This window comes from Streptomyces sp. NPDC107559 (assembly GCF_055657365.1).
Genome location: NZ_JBVKBD010000003.1, coordinates 472,107 through 488,367 on the forward strand (window position 1 = coordinate 472,107; position 16,261 = coordinate 488,367).

Genomic DNA, 16,261 nt, shown 5'->3' on the forward strand with positions numbered 1-16,261 from the left:
GCTTTTCCGAGGGGACTCTGTGGCTTTGATGTGACACTTATCGATGCTCAAAGCGGGCCATAGCCAGCGCAACCACGCCGTAGACCGCGGCCACGAACACCACCAGTGCCACCGAGCGGCCGTCCGCGGGGAGCATCACGGCGGCCACCGCGGCGGCACCGACGAAGGCGACGTTGAAGAGGACGTCGTACAACGAGAAGACCCGGCCGCGGAAGCCGTCGTCGACCGAGGACTGCACGACTGTGTCCGTGGCGATCTTGGCTCCCTGGGTGACGAGACCCAGGACGAACGCGGCGACGAACAGGCCGACTTCGGTGAAGGACAGGAACAGGGCGAGCTCCAGCACGGCAGCGGCCGCCGAGCAGGCGACGATCCAACGGCCCGGCCCGAGCCGGCCCACCGCCGACGGTGTCACCACCGCCGCCGCGAAGAAACCCGCTCCCGAGACGCCCACCGCGAGGCCCAGCAGGGCCAGTCCCTCGTCCGGGTCGGACGACCAGGCGTACCGGCAGAGCATCAGGACCATGACGGTCAGGGCGCCGTAGCAGAACCGCATCAGCGTCATCGAGGCCAGCGCCCAGGCGGCCTCCCTCCTGCGCGGTTCGGCGAGATGCCGTACACCGGCCGCGAGCCCGCGGGCGGTACCGCTCAGCGCTGCCGTCAGCCTGGGGTGCACCGGCGCGAGGTCGGGGCCCAGCAGATGGGGTGCCATACGCAGCGACGAGAGGGCCGCACACAGATACAGCGTGGCGCCCAGCAGCACCACGGCGGCATCGGAGTTCGAGGCCACCAGCCGGACGGCGAAGGCAAGGCCGCCGCCGGCGGTCGCGGCCAGCGTTCCGGCGGTCGGGGAGAGCGAGTTGGCCATCACCAGACGTTCGGTGTCCACCACGCGCGGCAGCGCGGCGGACAGTCCCGCCAGGACGAAGCGGTTGACGGCGGTGACGCACAGGGCGGAGACGTAGAAGAGCCAGTCCGGGACACGGCCGACCATCAGAGCCGCCGTCACCGTGGCCAGCAGGGTGCGCAGCAGATTGCCGTACAGAAGGACCTGTCGTCGGCGCCAGCGGTCCAGCAGGACACCGGCGAAGGGGCCCACCAGGGAGTACGGCAGCAGGAGCACCGCCATCGCGGAGGCGATCGCGGAGGCAGAGGTCTGCTTCTCCGGTGAGAAGACGACGTAGGTGGCGAGACCCACTTGGAAGACGCCGTCGGCTCCCTGGGAGAGCAACCTGACGCCCAGCAGGCGCCGGAAGTTCCCGAAGCGCAGCAGTACGCGCAGATCGCGGACGACGGACATGGGGCACAGCCTCACATATGCGGAGGGTCCCCGGGTCATGGAACCCGGGGACCCTCAACCGCCCTGGCAGGAGCAGTGTCAGCGTCGTGGCGTGGTGCCTGGCCGACGCTCGGCGCGCAGTCTTAGCGCTCGACCTCGCCCTTGATGAACTTCTCGACGTTGGCGAAGGCCTCGTCGTCGAAGTACTGGACCGGCGGGGACTTCATGAAGTACGAGGACGCCGACAGGATCGGGCCACCGATGCCCCGGTCCTTGGCGATCTTGGCGGCGCGCAGGGCGTCGATGATGACACCGGCCGAGTTCGGGGAGTCCCAGACCTCGAGCTTGTACTCCAGGTTCAGGGGAACGTCACCGAAGGCACGACCCTCGAGGCGGACGTACGCCCACTTGCGGTCGTCCAGCCAGGCCACGTAGTCCGACGGACCGATGTGGACGTTCTTCTCGCCCAGGTCGCGGTCGGGGATCTGCGAGGTGACGGCCTGGGTCTTCGAGATCTTCTTCGACTCGAGGCGGTCGCGCTCCAGCATGTTCTTGAAGTCCATGTTGCCGCCGACGTTGAGCTGCATGGTGCGCTCAAGACGGACACCGCGGTCCTCGAACAGCTTCGCCATCACACGGTGGGTGATGGTCGCGCCGACCTGCGACTTGATGTCGTCGCCGACGATCGGGACGCCCGCCTCGGTGAACTTGTCCGCCCACTCCTTGGTGCCGGCGATGAAGACCGGGAGGGCGTTGACGAAGGCGACCTTGGCGTCGATGGCGCACTGGGCGTAGAACTTCGCCGCGTCCTCGGAACCGACGGGCAGGTAGCAGACGAGAACGTCGACCTGCTGGTCCTTGAGGACCTGGACGACGTCGACCGGGGCCTCGGCGGACTCCTCGATGGTCTGGCGGTAGTACTTGCCGAGACCGTCCAGGGTGTGACCGCGCTGGACCGTGACGCCCTTGTTCGGGACGTCGCAGATCTTGATGGTGTTGTTCTCGCTGGCGCCGATGGCGTCGGAGAGGTCGAGGCCGACCTTCTTGGCGTCGACGTCGAAGGCGGCGACGAACTCGACGTCACCGACGTGGTACTCGCCGAACTGCACGTGCATCAGGCCCGGGACCTTGGACGCCGGGTCGGCGTCCTTGTAGTACTCGACGCCCTGCACCAGCGATGCAGCGCAGTTGCCCACGCCGACGATGGCTACGCGAACCGAACCCATTCCGGTTGCTCCCTGTGTGTACGAGTGAGGCCCTGAATGGGACTCACGTGGCGGTGTCGTCGGGCGTATCCGGCCGGGGGTCGACCCCCGGCCGGGGCAGGACGCCCGTCGCTCCAGATGTGTTGTCCTGCTGAGCGGGTCCCCCAGAGGCGGAACCTTGGAGGTCCCGCCCGGCCCGCTCACTTTCGATGAGCTCGTTCAGCCAGCGCACTTCGCGCTCCACGGACTCCATTCCGTGGCGCTGAAGCTCAAGCGTGTAGTCGTCGAGGCGCTCCCGGGTGCGCGCCAGGGAGGCGCGCATCTTCTCGAGGCGCTCCTCCAGCCGGCTGCGGCGACCCTCCAGTACGCGCATGCGTACATCGCGTGACGTCTGCCCGAAGAAGGCGAAGCGAGCGGCGAAGTGTTCGTCCTCGTACGCGTCGGGGCCGGTCTGCGAGAGCAGTTCCTCGAAGTGCTCCTTACCCTCCGCCGTCAACCGGTAGACGATCTTGGCGCGGCGCCCCGCGAGGGAGGCGGCGAGGGCGTCCTCGGGCGCATGGCCCGTCTCTTCGATCAACCAGCCGTTGGTGACCAGCGTCTTGAGACAGGGGTACAGCGTCCCGTAGCTGAACGCCCGGAACACACCGAGTGACGTATTGAGTCGTTTGCGCAGCTCATAGCCGTGCATCGGGGATTCGCGGAGCAGGCCGAGTACGGCGAACTCGAGGATCCCGGAACGCCGGCTCATCGTCGCCTCCTCTCTGCCGCGGACGGGCCGTGACGGTCTCTATGTCGTGCTGATGTATCGACTCGATACATCAGCACGATAGAACGGCCTTCCTCCTGGGACAAGGGGAGAGATGGTGAACGGGATCACATCGCAGATTCGTTGTGTGCAAGTTGCCTGATTTGGGGTGAACTTCGAGGCTCGGCGGGTTTTGGCGGTGCGTAGTCTGTGCGCCATGCACACCACCGGGAACCGAGTGACGCCTGGGGACGTCCTCGTCCTCGGTGCAGTACGGGTGAATGCGAGACCGACCACATCCGTACTTCGGGGGGACCGGAAACCAGCCGCCGTTTCCAGGCGCGCAAGGGTGCGCCTGCCCGAGGAGTAATCGTTCGATGAGCGAGCACCGTCGCAAACCGCCGCAGCCGCAGGGAGGCGGACGTGCCGCGACCCGACGTGGCCAGTCCGGTCCGTCCTCCGGTCGCCGCGCGGCACCGCGAGGCGCCACCGGGTCTCTGTCCGATTCGTACGGGTCGGATTCCTATGAGCCGGACGGCGCCGAGTCGTCGTACGGCAGCCGTGCCGAGGCCCGACGCGCGGCGCAGAGAGGTGGAGGCCGCCGCAGAGTGGCCGACAACGGTCCCGGAGGTCGCCAAGGCGGCCCCGGCGGCCCTGGACGAGGCAGGGGGCGTGCTACCGCGCCCGGCAGGAAACGCCTCATCGACTATCCGCGCTTCGGCAAGGACGGATGGCGCCGTTGGATGCCGTCCTGGAAGCTCGTCTCCGGCCTGTGCATCGGCTTCGTGGGCAGCTTGGTGGTCGTCGCGGGCGTCGGGTACGCCATGGTGAGCGTGCCGAACGTCGCGGACACCGCGAATGCGCAGAACAACGTCTACTACTGGTCCGACGGCTCCCAGATGGTCGCCACGGGCGGTGAGACCAACCGCCAGATCATCAACCTGTCGCAGATCCCCAAGGCGATGCAGTACGCCGTGATCTCGCAGGAGAACAAGACCTTCTACACCGACAGCGGCATCGACCCCAAGGGCATCGCCCGCGCCGTGCTGAACATGGCGAGCGGCGGTCAGACGCAGGGTGGATCCACCATCACCCAGCAGTACGTGAAGAACGCGCGCCTCGACGACCAGTCGCAGACCGTCACGCGCAAGTTCAAGGAGATCTTCATCTCCATAAAGGTGGGCGCCACGGTCAAGAAGGACGACATCATGGCGGGCTACCTGAATTCCGCCTACTACGGTCGTAACGCCTACGGAATACAGGCCGCAGCCCGTGCGTACTTCAACAAGGACGCCATCAAGCTGAACCCGGGCGAGTGTGCCTTCCTGGCGGCGATGCTGAAGGGCGCCACGTATTACGACCCTGCCGGCGGAACGACCTACGACACGACCGCCACTCCGGAGGCGAACAGCGCGCGAGCCCTGCGCCAGATGCAGGACACCCTGGACAAGATGGTCGAGTACGGCCACTTGGACGCCACGGTCCGGGCCCAGTACACCAGGATGCCGGACTGGAAGAATCCGCGCTCGAACACCCAGCTCGGCGGCCAGATCGGCTATCTCGTCGACCTTGCCAACGGATACCTGGTGTCCCACAGCGACGAGACCGGGATCACTCAGAAGAAGCTGACGCAGGGCGGCTACACGATCCGCACGACCTTCGACAAGAAGAAGGTCAAGGAACTCGAAGCTGCCGTCTCCAACGTGCAGAAGGCGAACATCAAGCCCAAGGAGCGCCCGGAGACCGACACCCACGTCCAGTTCGGCGGGGCGTCCGTGGATCCGGCGACCGGTGCCATCAAGGCCATCTACGGCGGTGAGGACGCGACCAAGCACTTCACCGACAACGCCGACACCACCGGTGCCCAGGTCGGCTCCACGTTCAAGCCGTTCGTGCTCGCCGCAGCGATGAAGTGGGGCGTCAAGGATCCCAAGGGTCTGTCGTCGCAGGCACAGGACGAGCGCACCATCGCCTCTCCGAAGAGCCTGTTCAGCGGTCAGAACAAGCTCAAGATCAAGGAGTACAACGGAGAGGTCTGGAAGAACGAGAAGGGCGAGGAGTGGCTGCAGACCAACGACGGCAACGCCTCGTACGGCGCCGCGCCCAAGTACCAGATCGATCTTCGTGAGGCGATGCGGGAGTCGGTCAACTCCGCCTTCGTCCAGCTCGGCATGGATGTCGGCCTGGACAAGGTGAAGGAGTCGGCCATTGACGCGGGTCTGCTGGAGTCCAGCCTGACCGGCACCGGCTTCCCGTCCTTCTCCATCGGCATCTCCGACCCCAGCGCCATCCGGATGGCGGGCGCGTACGCCACCTTCGCGGCCAGCGGCCAGCAGCGGAGCCCGTACTCCGTCCAGTCGGTGACCAGCAAGGACGGCCCGGTCTACACGCACAAGGTCAAGTCCGAAGAGGCCTTCACCCCGGCGGTCGCCGACAACGTCACCGATGTCCTGAAGACCGTGGTCGAGAAGGGCACGGGTACCAACGCCCAGCTGCCCGGCCGTGATGTGGCGGGCAAGACCGGTACCACCGACGGCAACAAGTCGGCCTGGTTCGTCGGCTACACCCCGCAGCTGTCCACGTCGATCACGATGTTCCGGTACGACGACGACGAGACCAAGAAGAACCGCACGTTCCTCGAGATGTACGGAACGGGCGGCCAGAAGAAGATCCACGGTGCGTCGTTCCCGGCCCAGATCTGGCACGACTACATGGCGGAGGCCCTGAAGGGCGAGGAGGCGGAGAAGTTCCCGACCCCCGAGCCCATCGGTGAGGTTGTCAACGCGGCGCCCTCGCCGTCCCCGACGCCCTCGGCCACCGAGAGCGAAGAGGCGAGCCCGAGCCCGACGCCTTCGGAGACGCTGACCAGCCCGTCTCCCTCGGCGAGCGAGACCTGCCGGTTCACCCGGTTCTGCAACAGCAGCAACGGTGGCAACAACGGCGGCACCACCGACGCCGGCACCACGGACGGCGGTACCACGGACGGCGGCGTGACATCCTCGCCGACGGCCACGGACACCGCCGACACCTCCAGAGGCAACGGCAACGGAAACGGCAGCGGAACCATCTTCGGGTCGTCCGGATAACCGCTCCCGCCCCCCGGCATGGGTGTTTCACGTGAAACGCCCGAATGTTTCACGTGAAACGAGGGCCGTCGCACCGATTCAGGTGTGGCGGCCCTCGGCCTATTCCTAGGTGCGTACGGCAGGATGTGCCCCATGCCCAGTGCAGAATCGACATCGACGAGCGTGCACGAGCCCGGTCCGGTGCGGCCGACCAGGGACGACGAGGTCGCGGCGGCCGCCAGCGAGCTGATCGGCGGTCCCATCGGGCGGCGTGCCCTGCTGGGGACGTCCTGGTGGACTCCGGTACGGGTCGTCGCGCTTGTGGCGATCGGGATGTTCGCCCTCGGTCTTGTCCAGAAGATGCCGTGCTACGACAGCGGCTGGTTCTTCGGTGCCAGCTCCCAGTACACGCACGCGTGCTACTCGGACATCCCGCACCTCTATCAGGGACGCGGGTTCGCCGACGGGCTCGTGCCGTACTTCGACAAGCTCCCCGGCGACATGCAGTACCTCGAATACCCGGTGCTGACGGGTGTGTTCATGGAGGTGGCTGCCTGGCTGACGCCCGGAAGCGGCACCATCCAGCACCAGGAGCAGTGGTACTGGATGGTCAACGCGGGGATGCTGATGGCCTGTGCGGCCGTCATCGTCGTCTGTGTCTCCCGCACGCACGCCCGTCGCCCCTGGGACGGCCTGCTGGTCGCGCTGGCGCCGGCCTTCGCGCTGACCGCCACCATCAACTGGGACCTCCTGGCGGTCGCTCTGACCGCCGCCGCGATGCTGATGTGGTCGCGGGGCCGTTCCCTCGCCTTCGGCGTCCTCCTGGGCCTCGCCACGGCCGCCAAGCTCTATCCCGTCTTCCTGCTCGGCCCGCTGTTCCTGCTGTGCTGGCGTGCGGGCAAGTGGCGGGACTTCGGCAAGGCCCTGGGCGGCGCGGCGGTCTCCTGGATCGTGGTGAACCTGCCGGTGATGCTCTTCGCCTTCGAGGGCTGGTCGAAGTTCTACACGTTCAGCCAGGAGCGGGGCGTCGACTTCGGATCCTTCTGGCTGATCATGGCGCAGAACTCGACCCAGCCGCTCAGCACCGACACGGTCAACACCGTGGCCACGATCCTGGTGCTGCTCTGCTGCGTGGGCATCGCGGCCCTGACCTTCACCGCTCCGCGCCGGCCGCGCTTCGCGCAGCTGGCCTTTCTGATCGTCGCGGCGTTCATCCTCACCAACAAGGTGTACTCCCCGCAGTACGTGCTGTGGCTGGTGCCGCTGGCCGTGCTGGCCCGGCCGAAGTGGCGGGACTTCCTGATCTGGCAGGCCTGCGAGGTGGCGTACTTCCTGGGGATCTGGCTGTACCTCGCGTACACGACCAGCGGGGACGCCCACAAGGGTCTGCCGACCGACGGCTATCACTGGGCCATCGGCGTGCACCTGCTGGGGACGCTGTACCTGTGCGCCGTCGTCGTGCGGGACATCCTCATGCCGGAGCGGGACGTGGTCCGCAGGGCGGGCGACGACGACCCCTCGGGCGGGGTGCTCGACGGCGCGGAGGACGTGTTCGTGCTCGGCTCGGCGGCCCATCCGCCCAGGCACGCCGTCCCGTTCGACGGCCCTCAGGTGGAGTGGGGCAAGCAGGAGCCGACCGACGGTTCGCTCTGAGCGAACAGAGCGCGGGCAGGTCACACGAAAGGCCGTACACGGAGAGTCCGTGTACGGCCTTCGGTGTCTGTGCGCGGCTCGGGGCCGGACCCGTACCGCTCAGCGGTCGACGATGCGGTCGAACTGGGTGGTGGTGTGCCGCAGATGGGCCACCAGCTCCTCGCCGACCTTCGGCTCCGCGGAGTCCGCGGGGACGAACAGGATGGAGACCTGCATGTGCGGCGGCTCGGCGAACCAGCGCTGCTTGCCGTCCCAGACGAACGGCGAGAGGTTCCGGTTCACCGTGGCCAGGCCGGCACGGGCGACGCCCTTGGCACGCGGCATGACGCCGTGCAGGGCCTTGGGGGCCTCCAGCCCCACCCCGTGCGACGTACCGCCCGCCACGACCACCAGATAGCCCTCGGAGGCCGCCTTCTGCTGCCGGTAGCCGAACCGGTCGCCCTTGGCCACGTGCGTGACGTCCAGGACGGCGCCCCGGTACTCGGTGGCCTCGTGGTCCCCCAGCCACAGCCGCGTGCCGATGCGGGCACGGAAGTGGGTCTGCGGGAACTGCTGTTGCAGCCTGGCGAGTTCCTGCGCCTTGAGGTGGCTGACGAACATGGTGTGCAGCGGCAGACGGGCCGCGCGCAGCCGGTCCATCCAGCCGATGACCTCCTCGACGGCGTCCGAGCCGTCGGTCCGGTCCAGCGGCAGATGGATCGCGAAGCCCTCGAGACGGACGTTCTCGATGGCGGAGTGCAGCAGGGGCAGGTCCTGCTCACTGATGCCGTGCCGCTTCATCGAGGACATCACCTCGATGACCACCCGGGCGCCGACCAGGCCGTACACACCGTCGATGGACGACACCGAGCGGATCACCCGGTCCGGCAGCGGCACGGGCTCTTCCCCGCGCCGGTACGGCGTCAGCACCAGCAGATCGCCGCCGAACCAGTCCTTGATGCGTGCGGCCTCGTACGTCGTGCCGACGGCCAGCACGTCCGTGCCCAGCCGCGTGGCCTCCTCCGCCAGCCGCTCGTGACCGAAGCCGTAGCCGTTGCCCTTGCAGACCGGGACGAGTCCCGGGAACTGCTCCTGCACGTGCTTGTGGTGCGCCCGCCAGCGCGCGGTGTCGACGTAGAGGGTGAGCGCCATGGCCGGACCTGGAACCTTTCTGGTGGCAGCGGTGTGTCAGAGGTATGGAAGCACTGAACGTGAGGTCAGCGTCGCGACATGTAGATGTCGAGAGCCTTGTGGAGCAGTTTGTTCAGCGGGAAGTCCCATTCGCCGAGATATTCGGCGGCCTGTCCGCCTGTGCCCACCTTGAACTGGATCAGGCCGAAGAGGTGGTCGGTCTCGTCCAGGGAGTCGGAGATTCCACGCAGGTCGTAGACCGTGGCGCCGAGCGCGTAGGCGTCGCGCAGCATCCGCCACTGCATCGCGTTCGAGGGGCGGAACTCGCGGCCGATGTTGTCGGAGGCGCCGTAGGAGTACCAGACGTGGCCGCCGACGATCAGCATCGTCGCCGCCGAGAGGTTCACGCCGTTGTGCCGGGCGAAGTACAGCCGCATGCGGTTGGGGTCCTCGGTGTTGAGGGCCGTCCACATGCGCTGGAAGTACGACAGCGGGCGGGGCCTGAAGTGGTCGCGCACGGCCGTGATCTCGTACAGGCGCTGCCACTCCTCCAGGTCGTGGGAACCGCCCTGGACGACCTCGACACCGGCCTTCTCGGCCTTCTTGATGTTGCGGCGCCACAGCTGGTTGAAGTTCTTGTGGACCTCTTCCAGGGAACGGTTGGCCAGCGGCACCTGGTAGACGTAGCGGGGCTGGACGTCGCCGAAGCCGGCGCCGCCGTCCTCGCCCTGCTGCCAGCCCATGCGGCGCAGCTTGTCGGCCACCTCGAACGCGCGCGGCTCGATGAAGTCGGCCTCGATGTCCCGCAGCCGCTTCACGTCCGGGTTCTGGATCCCGGCCTTGATGGAGGTGGCCTCCCAGCGCCGGATGATCACCGGCGGGCCCATCTTCACGGAGAAGGCGCCCTGCTGCTTGAGGTGCGCGAGCATCGGCTCGAGCCACTCGACCAGGTTCGGCGCGTACCAGTTGATGACCGGGCCCTCGGGCAGATAGGCCAGATAGCGCTTGATCTTGGGCAGCTGACGGTAGAGGACCAGGCCTGCGCCGACCATTTCGCCGGTGCGCTCGTCGAACCAGCCGAGGCTCTCGGAGCGCCACTCCGCCTTCACATCGGCCCAGGCCGGAACCTGCATGTGACTCGCCGCCGGCAGGCTCTGGATGTACGCCAGATGCTGTTCGCGACTGATGGTCCTCAGGGTCAGGCTCATTCGGGGGGCTCCTCGGGCTGGGCTGTCCCCATGGGTACAGGGGCTCCGGCTCTCGCGCGAAGCCTACTGCGCCGTGCGCGCGGCTCGAATGGGCGTATGGGGGGATGCCCCGGCACGGTGACCGGCCGGGGTATCCGTGGCAGTCCCCACTGTGTCTTGTGTGGTGACTTCGTGTGGTTCGGCGGACTCAGAAAAGCCCGCCGAAGAGTCCGCCGTGTGCCATGCCGAGATAGAAGCCGAGGGCCGAGGCACCGAGGCCCAGGATCAGCCCGAAGCGCTCGCGGGTCGTCTCGGAGATCCACTGGCCGTAGGCGCCGGTGATGATTCCCACCAGACCGGCCCAGGAGGTGAGCAGGTGCAGGCCGTGGAAAGCGGATGAGACGAGAGCCGTGATGCCCAGCAACAGGGTCACCGCGAGCAGGGTGTCCTGGAGAACGTGGGGCTTTCCGTCCGTGGCGAAGAGACCGCCGACGGTGTTGGGTCGCAATGCCTGTGCCATAGGGCACCTCCTGCGGAAGGCGGCGCATCGTAGCGCCGTACACACCCGATGTGTACAGATTGACGGTCTCCACCCTCGGATTTCAACCGGAAGCGGGTGTGCGGGTAGTCTGTAGCGTCTGCACCGGTGTCTGCCCAGGCTCAGCCAGGGATACGCCCAGGCGAGAGCGGGGACGTCCTCGGACGGCCCCCGATTGTCAGTGGCGGCCGATACCGTTGCGTACGCATCACAACCCTCCTGCCACGGAACGACCGTGGCCGCTGAGTCCAAAGGAGGTGGGTTACACATGCGTCACTACGAGGTGATGGTCATCCTCGACCCCGATCTGGAGGAGCGCGCTGTCGCCCCCCTGATCGAGAACTTCCTCTCCGTCGTCCGCGAGGGCAACGGAAAGGTCGAGAAGGTCGACACCTGGGGCCGTCGTCGTCTCTCGTACGAGATCAAGAAGAAGCCCGAGGGCATCTACTCGGTCATCGACCTGCAGGCCGAGCCTGCGGTCGTCAAGGAGCTCGACCGCCAGATGAACCTGAACGAGTCGGTCCTCCGGACCAAGGTCCTCCGCCCCGAGACCCACTGAGCTCTCCCGCTCAGCTGATCTCGGGATTCGAGTAGCAGCACCAGCAGCCAGCAGCAAACCCGCCGAGAGGTTCCCCCATGGCAGGCGAGACCGTCATCACGGTCGTCGGCAATCTTGTCGATGACCCCGAGCTGCGCTTCACGCCGTCCGGTGCGGCGGTCGCGAAGTTCCGCGTCGCGTCCACTCCCCGCACCTTCGACCGTCAGACGAACGAGTGGAAGGACGGCGAAAGCCTCTTTCTGACCTGCTCGGTCTGGCGTCAGGCGGCGGAGAACGTCGCCGAGTCGCTTCAGAAGGGCATGCGCGTCATCGTGCAGGGCCGGCTGAAGCAGCGGTCCTACGAGGACCGTGACGGCGTCAATCGCACGGTCTACGAGCTGGACGTCGAGGAAGTCGGCCCCAGCCTGCGCAACGCCACGGCCAAGGTCGCCAAGACCACCGGTCGCGGTGGCCAGGGCGGCCAGGGTGGTTACGGCGGCGGTGGCAACCAGGGTGGCGGCGGCTGGGGCGGAAGCTCCGGCGGCGGCCAGCAGGGTGGCGGCGCTCCTGCCGCCGACCCGTGGGCTTCCGGCGCTCCCGCCGGCGGCAACCAGGGTGGCGGCGGCTGGGGCGGAAACTCCGGCGGCAGCGGCGGCGGCTACTCGGACGAACCCCCCTTCTAGGCCCACGGGCCGGGCCTCTCGGTCCGGACCGGGTCGGAGGCGGGTCGTATCCCCACTTCTTGATCACACAGGAGAAACACCATGGCGAAGCCGCCTGTGCGCAAGCCTAAGAAGAAGGTCTGCGCTTTCTGCAAGGACAAGGTCACGTACGTGGACTACAAGGACACGAACATGCTGCGGAAGTTCATTTCCGACCGCGGCAAGATCCGTGCCCGCCGCGTGACCGGCAACTGCACGCAGCACCAGCGTGACGTCGCCACGGCCGTCAAGAACAGCCGTGAGATGGCGCTGCTGCCCTACACCTCCACCGCGCGATAAGGGAAGGGTGACCGACTCATGAAGATCATCCTCACCCACGAGGTCTCCGGCCTCGGTGCCGCGGGCGACGTCGTGGACGTCAAGGACGGTTACGCTCGCAACTACCTGATCCCGCGGAAGTTCGCTATCCGCTGGACCAAGGGTGGCGAGAAGGACGTCGAGCAGATCCGTCGCGCTCGCAAGATCCACGAGATCCAGACCATCGAGCAGGCCAACTCCGTGAAGGCTCAGCTCGAGGGCGTCAAGGTCCGTCTGGCCGTTCGCTCCGGCGACGCCGGTCGTCTCTTCGGTTCCGTCACCCCGGCCGACATCGCCTCGGCGATCAAGGCTTCCGGTGGCCCCGAGGTCGACAAGCGCCGCATCGAGCTGGGCTCGCCGATCAAGACGCTGGGCGCCCACGAGACGTCCGTGCGTCTGCACCCCGAGGTTGCCGCCAAGGTCAACATCGAGGTCGTCGCGGCCTGATCTCCGCGCTTGGCTTGAACAGCCGGGAAGGGGCCGCACCCGTCAGGGTGCGGCCCCTTCCGCATGGCTGGAGCGAGTGAGGTCGGCAGGAGCATGGGAGTCTGCGGGTACCGCATCGGTTTTGCGGCCGGTGCGGCAGTGGGCATGTTTCACGCGAAACGTCGGTTTCACGTGAAACAGTCAGCGCGTAGCGCCCGTGACGATCCAGTGTCCGGAGCGGGTACGCAGCCACAGCGTCAGCATGCGCACCGTCATCATCAGCGTCATGGCTCCCCACAATGCGGTGAGACCGCCGCCTAGAAGCGGGATCAGCAACGCTGTCGGAGCGAAGACCGCCAGCGTCACCACCATCGCCCGGGCCAGATAAGGGCCGTCGCCCGCTCCCATCAGGACACCGTCCAGAACGAAGACGATGCCGCAGACGGGCTGCGAGAGCGCCACCATGAGCAGTGCCGGCAGGGCGGTGTCCTTCACCAGTGCGTCGCTGGTGAACAGGGGCAGGAACAGAGGGCGGGCGAGTACCACGAGCAGGCCGAGTGCGAAGCCTGCGGCGATGCCCCACTCCACCATGCGACGACAGGCTTCACGGGCGCCCAGGGCGTCGTCGGCGCCGAGGTACCGTCCGATGATGGCCTGCCCCGCGATCGCGATGGCGTCGAGAGCGAAGGCCAGCAGGCTCCACAGGGACAGGATGATCTGGTGTGCCGCGATGTCGGCGTCGCCGAGCCGGGCGGCTACGGCCGTGGCGATCATCAGGATCGCCCGCAGCGAGAGAGTACGGACCAGCAGAGGCACGCCGGCCTGTGCACAAGCTCTTATCCCCTTGGCATCGGGGCGCAGTGAGGCTCCGTGCTTGTGGGCTCCACGGACGACCACCACGAGATAGACGGCGGCCATGCCGTACTGCGCGATGACGGTGCCCCAGGCCGAACCGGCGATGCCGAGTCCGACGCCATAGACGAGACCCGTGTTCAGCACCGCGTTGGCGATGAAGCCACCGATGGCGACATAGAGCGGTGTTCTGGTGTTCTGCAGGCCGCGCAGCACCCCGGTGGCGGCGAGCACGACCAGCATGGCCGGGATGCCGAGCGAGGAGATGCGCAGATAGGTGGTCGCGTACGGAGCCGCCGTGTTCGATGCGCCGAAGAGGTTCACGAGGGCTGGAGCAGAGGGAAGCACGGTGACGATGACGGCGGCCCCGAGCAACAGCGCCAGCCAGATGCCGTCCATGCCCTGACGGATGGCCGCCTGGAGATCGCCTGCGCCGACGCGGCGTGCCACGGCTGCCGTGGTGGCGTAGGCGAGGAAGACGAAGACGCTGACGGCTGTGGTGAGAAGAGCCGAGGCGATGCCGAGTCCGGCCAGTTGCGAGGTGCCGAGATGGCCCACGATGGCGCTGTCGGCCAGGACGAAGAGAGGCTCGGCGACGAGTGCGCCGAAGGCCGGAACGGCCAGCGCGACGATCTCGCGGTCGTGCTGTCGCCGGGCGGCCCTGGCGGGCGCGGGAGCCTGTGTCATGAGCACTAATCTAACCGTCCACAGGTAAGAGATGCAAAGCATTAGTGACCCTTACCATGCTTCAGGTGGTGTGGACTTTCGCGCAGCGTTCGAGGAGATCTTGGCCCGACCGGGAAAGTTTTTCTTCTGCACAGCCCGTGGATGGGAAAGTGGCTGGTCAAGGCGCCTGTTCTGTTGAGGATGGGAGCTTGTTCACAGGCCTGTCCACCGGGTCGTACACAGGTTTTGCGAAGTTCTCCACAGCATCGGGCCCGTCGTCCACATGGCCTGTGGATAACCAGATTGGCTGACGGTGCCCGCAGGCCTACCGTGGTCCGGCGCCCGCTCCGCTCGTCGGCCAGAAAACCATCGCAAAACAGACGCGCCGGAACCGGAGTCTGGGCCTCTCATCTGTCAGTGCCGTGCCGTAGAAATGAGTAGCGCGGCGAGGTCCGCTCCGCGGACGGGAGGAGGTGGCTCGGTGAGCATTTCCGAGCCCTTGGACGATCCGTGGGCCGACAGTGGTCCCAGTGATCGTCTGCCCACGTCCCGCCGCCGCGCCGACGGCGGTCGCGGCCGCGGCGAGCAGCACGACCGAGGCCGGGACGACGGCGTGTGGGAGGGCGGGGGCACCGCCTTCGAGCGCGTCCCCCCGCAGGACCTCGACGCCGAGCAGTCCGTCCTCGGCGGCATGCTGCTGTCCAAGGACGCCATCGCCGACGTCGTCGAGGTCCTCAAGGGCCACGACTTCTACAAGCCCGCCCATGAAACGATCTTTCAGGCGATCCTCGACGTCTACGCCAAGGGCGAGCCGGCCGACCCGATCACCATCGCCGCGGAGCTCACCAAGCGCGGTGAGATCAACAAGGTCGGCGGCGCCTCGTATCTGCACACGCTCGTCCAGACCGTGCCGACGGCGGCCAACGCCGAGTACTACGCGGAGATCGTTCACGAGCGGGCGGTACTGCGCCGTCTCGTCGAGGCCGGCACCCGCATCACCCAGATGGGCTACGCGGCCGACGACGATGTGGACGAGATCGTCAACCGGGCCCAGGCCGAGATCTACGCGGTCACCGAGCAGCGCACCAGCGAGGACTATCTGCCGCTGGGCGACATCATGGAGGGCGCGCTCGACGAGATCGAGGCGATCGGCTCGCGCAGCGGGGAGATGACCGGTGTGCCCACCGGCTTCACCGACCTCGACTCGCTCACCAACGGCCTGCACCCCGGCCAGATGATCGTCATCGCCGCCCGGCCCGCCATGGGTAAGTCGACCCTCGCCCTGGACTTCGCCCGAGCCGCGTCGATCAAGCACAACCTGCCGAGCGTCATCTTCTCCCTCGAAATGGGCCGCAACGAGATCGCGATGCGTCTGCTGTCCGCGGAAGCCCGTGTCGCGCTGCACCACATGCGCTCCGGCACCATGACGGACGAGGACTGGACCCGGCTGGCACGACGGATGCCCGAGGTGTCGTCCGCGCCGCTCTTCATCGACGACTCCCCGAACCTCTCGATGATGGAGATCCGCGCGAAGTGCCGTCGGCTCAAGCAGCGCAACGACATCAAGCTGGTGATCATCGACTATCTCCAGCTGATGCAGGCCGGCGGGTCCAAGCGCTCCGAGAGTCGTCAGCAGGAGGTCTCGGACATGTCCCGAAACCTCAAGCTCCTCGCCAAGGAGCTGGAGGTGCCGGTGATCGCGCTCTCCCAGCTCAACCGTGGTCCCGAGCAGCGCACGGACAAGAAGCCGATGGTGTCCGACCTGCGTGAGTCCGGCTCCATCGAGCAGGACGCCGACATGGTGATCCTGCTGCACCGCGAGGACGCCTACGAGAAGGAGTCGCCGCGCGCGGGCGAGGCGGACATCATCGTGGGCAAGCACCGTAACGGCCCGACGGCGACGATCACCGTGGCTTTCCAGGGCCACTACTCGCGATTCGTGGACATGGCACAGACCTGATCCAGGGCGGCTCCGGCG

At 67.1% G+C, this 16,261-nt stretch carries 14 protein-coding genes; 7 read left to right on the plus strand and 7 right to left on the minus strand.

Going from position 1 to position 16,261, the window contains the following annotated elements:
- Positions 1-37: 37 nt before the first annotated feature.
- From ACZ7OY_RS13545 to ACZ7OY_RS13555, 3 genes are all read right to left on the minus strand, one after another.
- Complete coding sequence (locus ACZ7OY_RS13545; protein ID WP_471911537.1) at positions 38-1,300, minus strand: MFS transporter; 1,263 nt, start codon at positions 1,298-1,300, stop codon at positions 38-40.
- A gap of 122 nt (positions 1,301-1,422) precedes the next feature.
- The gene (locus tag ACZ7OY_RS13550; protein ID WP_384727162.1) at positions 1,423-2,505 is read right to left on the minus strand and encodes an inositol-3-phosphate synthase; all 1,083 of its coding nucleotides are present in this window, start codon (positions 2,503-2,505) and stop codon (positions 1,423-1,425) included.
- A 43-nt stretch (positions 2,506-2,548) separates the two neighbouring features.
- Positions 2,549-3,232, minus strand: coding sequence for a PadR family transcriptional regulator (locus ACZ7OY_RS13555; protein WP_351609067.1), 684 nt, complete (start codon positions 3,230-3,232; stop codon positions 2,549-2,551).
- A 374-nt stretch (positions 3,233-3,606) separates the two neighbouring features.
- Here ACZ7OY_RS13555 and ACZ7OY_RS13560 point away from each other — a divergent pair, with 374 nt between their 5' ends.
- Positions 3,607-6,315 (plus strand): transglycosylase domain-containing protein, encoded by a 2,709-nt coding sequence (locus tag ACZ7OY_RS13560; protein ID WP_471911538.1) that lies wholly within the window; start codon positions 3,607-3,609, stop codon positions 6,313-6,315.
- Between the two features lie 132 nt (positions 6,316-6,447).
- Positions 6,448-7,947 carry a glycosyltransferase family 87 protein gene (locus tag ACZ7OY_RS13565; RefSeq protein ID WP_471911539.1) on the plus strand — a complete coding sequence of 500 codons (1,500 nt, stop codon included), beginning with the start codon at positions 6,448-6,450 and terminating at the stop codon, positions 7,945-7,947.
- Between the two features lie 99 nt (positions 7,948-8,046).
- Here the strand turns inward: ACZ7OY_RS13565 and ACZ7OY_RS13570 are convergent, their stop codons facing one another.
- The 3 genes from ACZ7OY_RS13570 to ACZ7OY_RS13580 all read right to left on the minus strand — a co-directional run bounded on the left by ACZ7OY_RS13570 (position 8,047) and on the right by ACZ7OY_RS13580 (position 10,764).
- On the minus strand, positions 8,047-9,078 hold the full coding sequence (locus ACZ7OY_RS13570) for an alanine racemase (protein WP_471911540.1): 1,032 nt from the start codon (positions 9,076-9,078) through the stop codon (positions 8,047-8,049).
- A gap of 65 nt (positions 9,079-9,143) precedes the next feature.
- Positions 9,144-10,265, minus strand: coding sequence for a peptidoglycan bridge formation glycyltransferase FemX (gene femX / locus ACZ7OY_RS13575; RefSeq protein ID WP_471911541.1), 1,122 nt, complete (start codon positions 10,263-10,265; stop codon positions 9,144-9,146).
- 187 nt (positions 10,266-10,452) lie between these two features.
- Positions 10,453-10,764 (minus strand): hypothetical protein, encoded by a 312-nt coding sequence (locus ACZ7OY_RS13580; RefSeq protein WP_471911542.1) that lies wholly within the window; start codon positions 10,762-10,764, stop codon positions 10,453-10,455.
- 286 nt (positions 10,765-11,050) lie between these two features.
- Here ACZ7OY_RS13580 and rpsF point away from each other — a divergent pair, with 286 nt between their 5' ends.
- The 4 genes from rpsF (at position 11,051) to rplI (ending at position 12,786) form a co-directional block, all read left to right on the plus strand.
- Positions 11,051-11,341: a 30S ribosomal protein S6 gene (gene rpsF / locus ACZ7OY_RS13585; protein ID WP_005482942.1), complete on the plus strand. Its 291-nt coding sequence runs from the start codon at positions 11,051-11,053 to the stop codon at positions 11,339-11,341.
- A gap of 77 nt (positions 11,342-11,418) precedes the next feature.
- A complete protein-coding gene (locus ACZ7OY_RS13590; protein ID WP_471911543.1) occupies positions 11,419-12,003 on the plus strand; it encodes a single-stranded DNA-binding protein in 585 nt (194 codons plus the stop codon).
- Between the two features lie 81 nt (positions 12,004-12,084).
- Positions 12,085-12,321: a 30S ribosomal protein S18 gene (gene rpsR, locus ACZ7OY_RS13595; protein WP_003949403.1), complete on the plus strand. Its 237-nt coding sequence runs from the start codon at positions 12,085-12,087 to the stop codon at positions 12,319-12,321.
- 18 nt (positions 12,322-12,339) lie between these two features.
- Positions 12,340-12,786 (plus strand): 50S ribosomal protein L9, encoded by a 447-nt coding sequence (gene rplI / locus ACZ7OY_RS13600; protein WP_062927880.1) that lies wholly within the window; start codon positions 12,340-12,342, stop codon positions 12,784-12,786.
- Between the two features lie 180 nt (positions 12,787-12,966).
- On the opposite strand, the gene ACZ7OY_RS13605 is transcribed toward rplI, so the two are convergent.
- Positions 12,967-14,304, minus strand: coding sequence for an MATE family efflux transporter (locus ACZ7OY_RS13605; RefSeq protein ID WP_471911544.1), 1,338 nt, complete (start codon positions 14,302-14,304; stop codon positions 12,967-12,969).
- Positions 14,305-14,764: 460 nt separating this feature from the next.
- Here ACZ7OY_RS13605 and dnaB point away from each other — a divergent pair, with 460 nt between their 5' ends.
- Entirely contained in the window at positions 14,765-16,243 is a 1,479-nt protein-coding gene (gene dnaB, locus ACZ7OY_RS13610) for a replicative DNA helicase (protein ID WP_471911545.1), read from the plus strand.
- Positions 16,244-16,261 lie beyond the last annotated feature (18 nt).

Coding starts and splice junctions, on each gene's coding strand:
- ACZ7OY_RS13545 (WP_471911537.1), bottom strand. CDS start 1,300: ATGTCCGTCGTCCGCGATCTGCGCGTACTGCTGCGCTTCGGGAACTTC.
- ACZ7OY_RS13550 (WP_384727162.1), bottom strand. CDS start 2,505: ATGGGTTCGGTTCGCGTAGCCATCGTCGGCGTGGGCAACTGCGCTGCA.
- ACZ7OY_RS13555 (WP_351609067.1), bottom strand. CDS start 3,232: ATGAGCCGGCGTTCCGGGATCCTCGAGTTCGCCGTACTCGGCCTGCTC.
- ACZ7OY_RS13560 (WP_471911538.1), top strand. CDS start 3,607: ATGAGCGAGCACCGTCGCAAACCGCCGCAGCCGCAGGGAGGCGGACGT.
- ACZ7OY_RS13565 (WP_471911539.1), top strand. CDS start 6,448: ATGCCCAGTGCAGAATCGACATCGACGAGCGTGCACGAGCCCGGTCCG.
- ACZ7OY_RS13570 (WP_471911540.1), bottom strand. CDS start 9,078: ATGGCGCTCACCCTCTACGTCGACACCGCGCGCTGGCGGGCGCACCAC.
- femX (WP_471911541.1), bottom strand. CDS start 10,265: ATGAGCCTGACCCTGAGGACCATCAGTCGCGAACAGCATCTGGCGTAC.
- ACZ7OY_RS13580 (WP_471911542.1), bottom strand. CDS start 10,764: ATGGCACAGGCATTGCGACCCAACACCGTCGGCGGTCTCTTCGCCACG.
- rpsF (WP_005482942.1), top strand. CDS start 11,051: ATGCGTCACTACGAGGTGATGGTCATCCTCGACCCCGATCTGGAGGAG.
- ACZ7OY_RS13590 (WP_471911543.1), top strand. CDS start 11,419: ATGGCAGGCGAGACCGTCATCACGGTCGTCGGCAATCTTGTCGATGAC.
- rpsR (WP_003949403.1), top strand. CDS start 12,085: ATGGCGAAGCCGCCTGTGCGCAAGCCTAAGAAGAAGGTCTGCGCTTTC.
- rplI (WP_062927880.1), top strand. CDS start 12,340: ATGAAGATCATCCTCACCCACGAGGTCTCCGGCCTCGGTGCCGCGGGC.
- ACZ7OY_RS13605 (WP_471911544.1), bottom strand. CDS start 14,304: ATGACACAGGCTCCCGCGCCCGCCAGGGCCGCCCGGCGACAGCACGAC.